At 37.8% G+C, this 8176-nt stretch carries 9 protein-coding genes; 8 read left to right on the top strand and 1 reads right to left on the bottom strand.

All coding sequences use genetic code 11. The annotated features are described in order from the left end of the window. The first annotated feature begins 747 nt into the window (after positions 1-747). The 8 genes from CH376_RS23130 to CH376_RS23085 all read left to right on the top strand — a co-directional run bounded on the left by CH376_RS23130 (position 748) and on the right by CH376_RS23085 (position 7920). Positions 748-1680 (top strand): hypothetical protein, encoded by a 933-nt coding sequence (locus CH376_RS23130; RefSeq protein ID WP_100788527.1) that lies wholly within the window; start codon positions 748-750, stop codon positions 1678-1680. A gap of 284 nt (positions 1681-1964) precedes the next feature. Then, complete coding sequence (locus CH376_RS23125; RefSeq protein WP_100788525.1) at positions 1965-2246, top strand: type II toxin-antitoxin system RelE/ParE family toxin; 282 nt, start codon at positions 1965-1967, stop codon at positions 2244-2246. Between the two features lie 12 nt (positions 2247-2258). Continuing rightward, positions 2259-2561 carry a HigA family addiction module antitoxin gene (locus tag CH376_RS23120; RefSeq protein ID WP_100737411.1) on the top strand — a complete coding sequence of 101 codons (303 nt, stop codon included), beginning with the start codon at positions 2259-2261 and terminating at the stop codon, positions 2559-2561. An 854-nt stretch (positions 2562-3415) separates the two neighbouring features. Continuing rightward, positions 3416-4183, top strand: coding sequence for a DUF2971 domain-containing protein (locus CH376_RS23110; RefSeq protein WP_207769157.1), 768 nt, complete (start codon positions 3416-3418; stop codon positions 4181-4183). Between the two features lie 241 nt (positions 4184-4424). After that, positions 4425-5414: a hypothetical protein gene (locus tag CH376_RS23105; protein ID WP_100788520.1), complete on the top strand. Its 990-nt coding sequence runs from the start codon at positions 4425-4427 to the stop codon at positions 5412-5414. A gap of 215 nt (positions 5415-5629) precedes the next feature. Further along, complete coding sequence (locus CH376_RS23100) at positions 5630-6439, top strand: DUF5677 domain-containing protein (protein WP_100788518.1); 810 nt, start codon at positions 5630-5632, stop codon at positions 6437-6439. 751 nt (positions 6440-7190) lie between these two features. Further along, complete coding sequence (locus tag CH376_RS23090; RefSeq protein WP_100788515.1) at positions 7191-7487, top strand: nucleotidyltransferase family protein; 297 nt, start codon at positions 7191-7193, stop codon at positions 7485-7487. Beyond that, entirely contained in the window at positions 7474-7920 is a 447-nt protein-coding gene (locus tag CH376_RS23085) for a HepT-like ribonuclease domain-containing protein (RefSeq protein WP_100788514.1), read from the top strand. The genes CH376_RS23090 and CH376_RS23085 overlap by 14 nt, the downstream gene beginning before the upstream one ends. Positions 7921-7989: 69 nt before the next feature. Here the strand turns inward: CH376_RS23085 and CH376_RS24490 are convergent. Beyond that, positions 7990-8176 (bottom strand): hypothetical protein (locus CH376_RS24490; RefSeq protein ID WP_207769156.1); only part of this gene is annotated, 187 nt, incomplete at its 5' end.

Genomic DNA, 8176 nt, shown 5'->3' with positions numbered 1-8176 from the left:
GGAACTAAAAAGTATGTTGACATGGAGAAATTAAAAGAGTTAAAAACTTTAAAGCTCATGGCTTGATCGTGTGAGGAGAGCTCTTCTCAAGTTCTCATTTGTGCGAAACTTTAAGGACACTATCGCTTTGCCACTCGGTTTGCAGGACGCGCCTAAGGGCGCTCAAACCTCGCGCCAATTCTTCCGCGCGTTTAGACGCGCTCCAGAACCGCAAACGTCGAGGAGACTCTTTCGTTAGGCGACATTTGCCCAGCAATGACGGAAAAGGGGCGGGGACGAAACGGGGCAAAAGAGAAAATGCGGGGCTTGTTCTTCCGGACTAGACTTACTTGATTTCTGATCCAAAAATTGAGTAAGTGAAGGTTGTTTCTCCGTTTTGGCCTCTCTTTCCAGGAAAAACTTTAAAGTTCAAAAGTTGCTTTCATTGTAATGAAAAGTTTTCAAGCCCCAAGCAGTCCCCGCAATGCACCGTGATTCGGATTGGGCAAACGGTCGCCTAACTAACGCTTGCCGCTTCGTTCGACACTCACGGTTTCCCGTTCGGTCTCACTACGGTCTACGACACATCGCTTTGCTCACTGAACTAATTTGTAGTAAGGCGCATTTTTAGTAAAAGAAGTTCGCAACCCTTTCGCGCAGAAGCGCTCTGGGACGCGACGTCGGCAAGCTTCGGTCGTTATCTGCCATTTTTTAAGCCAATCGTAACCCAAGCAATATCAAATTATAAGTTATTAGGAATAAATCAAAATGGATATAAACAAGCATAATCTGAAAAATATTGAAGAACAGTTGAAGATACATGATGTTGAACATAATTATTCTTCATATTCAAAAAACGATTCCGCTTACGAAAAGGAATTCTTAATTGATCTAATCAAAATCAACGAAAAATCAGTATTAGGAATTGATATCTATCAATATTCACAATTTGAAGAGCCACAACAAAATTATATTCCAGTAATATTCAAATTATTAATGGAAGCAACAAATTTGAATATAGTAAAATACGACTATGTGCTATTTCAAAAATATATAGTAAATTCAAAACTGGAATTAAACTTTATCGACTCCGGTGATGGTGGATTCTACATATTTGACAATCCCTTGTTGTCGTTAGCATATGCAATTCATTTTCAAAATACATTGACTGGTTATAATACTTATCATTTTTACAGAAAACTTCGGCTTAGTGTGGGAGAAATTAATTTAAGATATTCCATAACGTATGACTCACTGTTTCAAATGGATAATAATTTTTATGGGGCTTCTATAATTAATAATGCACGAATTTTATCAAAGGATAAACTCAATAGGTGTCTTATCGATGATAAGACATACAATTGGTTTTTAAAATATTTCAATAGCATAGAACAACTAACAAACATCTCAGATATCGATTTACAGAAAGTCGAAGTGTTTAAAGATTATAATTTTAAAAATATCCGAAATATACAATTTTCAGCATTATCAAAAAATGGAGATGCTGGTGTTCAAATATACGGTATAAAGAATATTTATTCCCAGAAAGTAGGTGTAATAAAGTCTAAAAATCAATATTTTTCAATATATAATGTGTATGTTACGTTTATTTATGGCATACATAATGAGGAAGGAACTGAACATCAAAATATCACTTCAACATTGGGTAATTTAAACACATCAGGACTAAATGTTGAGTGAAAATGTTAAAAATTTAAAAACGGCAGATAACTTCGCTTTCTCGCTTCGTTCGCCATTCGCGGTTCCCGCTCAGGCTCACTTCGGCCTTCGGCACATTGCTCGATTTCGGTTCGCTTTGATGCTTAAAGATGAGCGAACCTCATCGTCCCTTCGCGCACAAGCGCTCGGGCCCGCAACGTCGAGAAACCTATTTCGTTAGACGGCATTGTGCAAAATCGCTTTAAAACAACATTCCATCCATATATCTGATTGACAGATATATCTGCCATTGAAATATATGCTTAATGATTCAATCTTTTGGAGATAAGGAAACTGAAAAGATCTTTAATCAAGAATTTTCAAGAAAAATCGCTCCTGACATCCAAAGTAGGGCATTAATTAAGTTATTACTATTGGAAAATGCAGAACGAGAGGAAGACTTACGAATTCCCCCTTCTAATAATTTTGAGCACTTAAAAGGTGACAAAAAAGAATTTTGTTCGATCAGAATTAACAGACAATGGAGGATAGTATTTCGCTTTTCTCAAGGTCATTGTTTTGACGTTTCAATCGTAGATTATCACTGAAGTGAGGTTAGTATGAAATCAAAAAGGATTCCAACTCCTACAATTTCTGAAATTTTAAGGGAAGAGTTTCTTGAACCATTAGAAATAACACCATATCGGTTAGCGAAAGAGTTACATGTTTCTACTTCTACAATTCTTGAAATTCTTCATGATAAAAGAAAAGTTACTGTTGATATGTCTTTAAGATTAGCTAAGTTTTTCGGGATGTCTGATAAATTTTGGATTAACTTGCAAAATGATTTAGAGATCAGAAAACAAAAAGAGAAGTTAAAAGAGAAATTACAAAGCATTCAGCCGTTGCAACAAGTTGGTTGAAATGCACAACGCCGTCTAACTTCGTCTCCTCGCTCCGTTCGGGATTGCTATTGCAACCCTCACTCCGGCTCCGCACATTGCTTTGTCACTTCGGTTCGCGGGACGCTCGCTAAGGCTCGCTCGAACCTCGTGCCAAGTCCGGCGCGCTTAGGCGCTTGGACACGCAACGTCGAGGAGACTCTTTCGTTATGCGCCATTCCGCTTCGCTTTAATTTGAGTTTGGGCGAGATTGGGGAAAAGAGAATTGCGCGTGGTTTCGCTTTTAGACTCAGCGCGCAATTTATAGCTTTTCTTGGCTCGCGGAACAGCGCATAACTAACGTTTGCCGCTGCGTTCGTCACTCGCGGGATTCGCTCGAACTCACTCCGGTCTTCGACACATCGCTTCGCGAACTTGACTAAGCAGTAATAGAAGAGATTTTTAGTAAAATTAAGTTCGCGACCCTTTCGCGCACAAGCGCTCGGGGACGCGACGTCGGCAAACTCTTGTCGTTATGCGCCATTCCGCTTCGCTTTAATTTGGGTTTAGGCGAGTTTGGGGAAAAGAGAATTGCGCGTGGATTCGCTTTTAGTCTTAGCGCGCAATTTATAGCTTTTTTTGGCTCGCGGAACAGCGCATAACTGCGGTTTCTCACTGCGCTTCGAGATTGCTATCGCAACTCTCGCTTGGCCTTCGGCACATTTGCTTTGTCACTCGGCTTGCGAGACGTTCGCTAAGGTTCGCTCAAACCTCGTTCCAATCCTTTCGCGCGTTTAGCGCGCTTCAGGACCGCAAACGTCGAGAAACCTGGATCGTTATGCGGCATGCTTATGAATTTATACAAGTATAGAAATCCAGATGAACTTACGAAGAAAATGATTAAAAATCACGAAATCTTTTTAAGTGATCCAATGTCTTTTAATGATCCTTTCGATTGCAAAAGCAACTTCTTCCTTTTCGGTGACTACACTAAATGGTACAATCTATACAAAAATACGGGTCGTAGTCATATTGTTGCTGATCTAAGCGCAAAAGAATATCAGAATAAAAATATTGAAGTTGATGAAGCAAAGCGCATTGAATTTGAAAACTCGCACCGAATCTGTTGTTTTTCAAAAGTAAATGATAGCATATTAATGTGGAGCCATTATGCAAAAAATCACCAAGGTGTTTGCTTAATATATAATACCTCACCTTATACTCATGAAAGTATTCGATCGATGAAGGTTGAAGAAAACCAATTGAATTTCGAAGAACAACATTTTAGAGAGAATCTAATTTTATTACCAGTGAAATATCGATACAAATTTCCAAAGGCATTTAACTACTTTTTAGTTGATGAGGATCCATTCGGAGTAGCAAAATATTTTTACACAAAACACAAGAATTGGCATTATGAGAAAGAATATCGAATCATTGTAAGAGATTCCCATTTAAAGAACAATTCTAATCTAATTAGCTTAAATAAACATGCTTTAAAAGGTATTATTTTTGGATTAAGAACATCAAAAGAATATATCGATGAGATCCAGAATTTATGTTTGAATGAATACATAAAATTAGGCTATAGCTTTAATTTATTTAAAGCTGTAGCAGATAAAAATAAATACCAAATTAACATTGAAAAAGTTCATTTTAATTAAAGTTCAATCGCACGCCGCATAACTTCGTCTCCTCGCTTCGTTCGGGATCGCTCATGCGACCCTCACTCCGACTCCGCACATTGCTTTGCCACTTCGGTTCGCTAGACGCGACTAAGGTCGCTCGAACCTCGTGCCAACCGCTTCACGCTCAAGCGTTCGCGGACGCAACGTCGAGGAGACTCTTTCGTTAGGCGAAATGGTCCCAATAAAATTGAATTAGATAACTTTATAGGAGAAATAATTGAAACTTTTAATAGATAAGCAAATTAACCCTGTTCAAAGTGAAGTACTGTCAAGGATTTCTGTTGTTAGGCCAATTTTAACAGGTATATTGATGGGTATAAAACAGGATATTGCAAACGAGTTAGGTGGATATGAAAATATCAAACTTAAAATGCTACCAAGATCATATAGGCCTGGCGATGGTGATATTGGAGTTTGTTTTGAGTGGGCAGTTCATGATGCGATTCGTAGAAAGGATCCAGCGGTAATCGAGAAATTAGCCGATGCTGCAAAAAAATGTAAATTACCAGGTGGTGAATATCGATCGATTCTTTTCGGCGTCGAAAAGAATGGAAAAAGTAGAATCATTGATACCGCAAAAGATATTTTAACTGATGAATCAAGAATATTAACAGGAGAAAGAGCGCAACCTTTGAAGCTTAAAGGCTACATGAATATGCTTTCCGCAGCCTTTAATAGGCCGGAAACAAGAGCCGCTCTCCCATATTCAATTAATGGTTTATGGAAAGCTGACTTGTTCTTTGGAACAACAGACAATGATAGATGGTTAGGTACGACATTAAAAATTAATAAAGCTCATTTAGAAGGAGCTAAAGGGTTAAGAATTGGAATAGTACCGAGTTCGCAAGGAAAGGCTGACAAAATTATTAAAGATGATAAAAAGAATTTAATCATATGTCCGCTACCATATGATGGAGCTTTTATGGAACTATTCTATACGGGTTGGAGGATAGTTCAGCAATTTATATCGGCCGATGCCATGCAGCCTAAGGAAGCAGCACTTCCTTCACCAGCAGATCGGCAGGTTGCAAAGGAACTTGAGATGCGAAGGGAATTTTCTGTTATGGAAGTAGTTCAAATTCTTGAAGCTCAATCACAGAGAGAATTATTAACCAGAATAGAGCAGGACACAACTTCGTTTATTGAAAAAGAAGGTGAATCTGTTTTAAATGATACTATAGTCGCGCCAGTAGCAATGAATATTTAATTTTAGGACCACTTCGCCTAACTGCGGCTTCTCGCGGCGCTTCGAGATTGCTATCGCAACTCTCGCTTGGCCTCCGACACATTTGCTTTGTCACTCGGCTTGTGATCGTTCGCTTATGGCTCACGCAAGCCTCGTTCCAATTCTTCCGCGTGCTTAGGCACGCTTCAGAACCGCAAACGTCGAGAAGCCTATTTCGTTAGACGCAAGCGCTATAAATGAACTTTGATTGTGATTCAATTGACTACAGATTTAAAGAGAATATAAGCTCTATAGTTGAAATATATGATAAATATTTAAAAGAACGAAATATTGAAAATCATGAATGGTCTATCAATAGTCCTGATTCAATTAAAAACGCCTTTATTTTAGACTTCCAATATAGACTTCAATCGATTTTTCTGCTTATTCAATCAATTGATGAAAATGAGCAGCAAGTTAAAATACTAATCTCATCAATTCATACGTTGAATAGATCTCTTTTAGAAAATTATATGACGTTTTCGTATATTTTTCTTGAAACTGCAAAATCATTAGATCTGCAAGATTTACGTCTGAAATTGTATTTACGTGACGGTTATATTACCAGGCAAAAATTTCCAATTGGTTCCGAACAAATGTGGATTAGGAATCATGAAAGCGGTTTGTTGATTATATTAGGAAGGCAAATTGATAATCTAATTGAAAAATTAAATATTCATAATCAAAAGAAAACACTCTTGAAAAAATGGAAACCACAGTATTCAGAATTGATCAAACGAATAGGTATAGGTAATTTTTGGGAGCAGATTTCTTATTCGTATTTATCGGCACATAGTCATTCACTCTTTCCAGGCTTAATTCAATTGATCGAAAATGAACGGGAATTTAATGGCCATTTTCTATTACGCAGCGCTTGCCAATTTACATCAATTATATCATCTCATTATTTAAATCGGTTAATTTCTATTCCAATTCATTTAAATCTAAAATTAACTGATAAACAGGAAAAGATATATTCTTTTTACTATACAATGAGTTGTCGATAAGTCGCGCCAGCAGTCTAACTGCGGCTTCTCGCGGCGCTTCGAGATTGCTTCGCAACTCTTGCTTGGCCTCCGGCACATTTGCTTTGTCACTCGGCTTGTGATCGTTCGCTAAGGCTCACTCAAGCCTTCGTGCCAATCCTTTCGCGCGTTTAGCGCGCTCCAGGAACGCAAACGTCGAGAAGCCTCTTTCGTTAAGCGACATTCGCCTAAGTGCATCCAGCTAAAAATGTTGCAGAGCAAAAGCGCGGGGAGGGATCAGTATTTCTCTTGGATCGAAGTTTTTTTGAAATCTTTTGACTTAGTTGTTGATTAAAGATTTTGATCGTAATGGGTTCACCCGAAGGTCTTTATTCGGTTTTGTCTCAATGAAGATGTTCTGGTAAATCAGTATTCTAATTATTTGCGCTTTTGCTCTGCTAATCAAGGGAGAAATTGGAATTTGCTTTTGCAGGCGAACGTCGCTTAACTACGGTTTTCCGCTTCGTTCGGGATTTGCTAATGCAAACCCTCACTCCGGGGCAAGCCACATCGCTTCGCTCACGGAGTTACATTGTAAAAGTAATGTATTTTAGTAAGAAACGTTTCGCGTCCCTTCGGGACCAGCGACGTCGGAAAACCTACATCGTTAGACGAACAGTGGCGAAAAGTTTGACCCATGAGAATTACACTATGGTTCCTATAGCAGGAAAAGAGAATTGGAAGGGTAAAATTGAGCTTGAAATCTAAATTGCTATAGTCTTTATATATTTCTATGTCATCATCAATTCAGACAATCGCGGATTTTCAGCAATTTATAACAACTTCTAAATTACTGTCTAAGTATCATCTTGAAAGAGTAGGGATTTTTGGCTCTTTTGCTAGGAAAGATTCTAATTTTCAGGACATTGATATTCTGGTGGACCAGGATATTGATTATAAGTCAGCTTTATTATTCAAAGCTGAGCTTGAAAAAAATATAGAGCGAAAAATTGATTTAGTGCTTAGCAAATATGCTAATCCGATAATTCTTCATAGAGCCCAAAAAGAAATGGTCTATGTTAAAGAATAGAAAAAACGATCTTTTGTATCTACTTAACATTATTGAATATATTGAGAAAATTCTCATTTATTCAAGGTTTGCAGAAAGTCCGGAAAAACTTTACGATTCTAACGATCAAATGAATTATAATGCAATTCTAAGTCTTCTTGCTCAAATAGGTGAAAATAGTAATAAGCTTAGTGATGAAACGAAAATAAAATATTCATATCCGTGGAAGGATATAATCGGGCTTAGAAATAGAATTGCTCATGATTATACTGGGATAAATATTTTTATTGTTTATGAAACGATTAAAAATTCTTTACCAGATTTTAAAAGTAAATCTATCCAGATTATTCGTGATGGATTGAAAGACTTTAGTTTCGATAACTCCGAGTTAGATTCAGCTAAAAATAGCAATTTTTACTCACATATAAACTTTATAGAATTTATTTCTTCTTAAATTCGCCACCGTCGTCTAACTTCGTCTCCTCGCTCCGTTCAGGATCGCTAATGCGACCTTCACTCCGGGCTAAAGCCACATTGCTTTGTCACTCGGTTCGCGAGCCGCGACGATAACGTCCAAAATATTTCGCAGATTTAAGAATGAATGAGAAGGCTCTCCTTGCCGATTGAGTTTGTAACGATCAAATTCAAAAAAAGGAGAACCCCCCAATGAGGGCAGAAGAAGAAAAAGCGCACCTGAAAGTAATTCAAGT

The sequence above is a fragment of the Leptospira adleri genome (genome assembly GCF_002811985.1).
Taxonomy (GTDB): domain Bacteria; phylum Spirochaetota; class Leptospiria; order Leptospirales; family Leptospiraceae; genus Leptospira; species Leptospira adleri.
The sequence above is the reverse complement of the archived record's forward strand: the minus strand, read 5'-3'. Positions and strand labels throughout refer to the sequence as shown.

Coding starts and splice junctions, on each gene's coding strand:
- CH376_RS23085 (WP_100788514.1), top strand. CDS start 7,474: ATGTTAAAGAATAGAAAAAACGATCTTTTGTATCTACTTAACATTATT.
- CH376_RS23100 (WP_100788518.1), top strand. CDS start 5,630: ATGAACTTTGATTGTGATTCAATTGACTACAGATTTAAAGAGAATATA.
- CH376_RS23090 (WP_100788515.1), top strand. CDS start 7,191: ATGTCATCATCAATTCAGACAATCGCGGATTTTCAGCAATTTATAACA.
- CH376_RS23110 (WP_207769157.1), top strand. CDS start 3,416: ATGATTAAAAATCACGAAATCTTTTTAAGTGATCCAATGTCTTTTAAT.
- CH376_RS23120 (WP_100737411.1), top strand. CDS start 2,259: ATGAAATCAAAAAGGATTCCAACTCCTACAATTTCTGAAATTTTAAGG.
- CH376_RS23125 (WP_100788525.1), top strand. CDS start 1,965: ATGATTCAATCTTTTGGAGATAAGGAAACTGAAAAGATCTTTAATCAA.
- CH376_RS23130 (WP_100788527.1), top strand. CDS start 748: ATGGATATAAACAAGCATAATCTGAAAAATATTGAAGAACAGTTGAAG.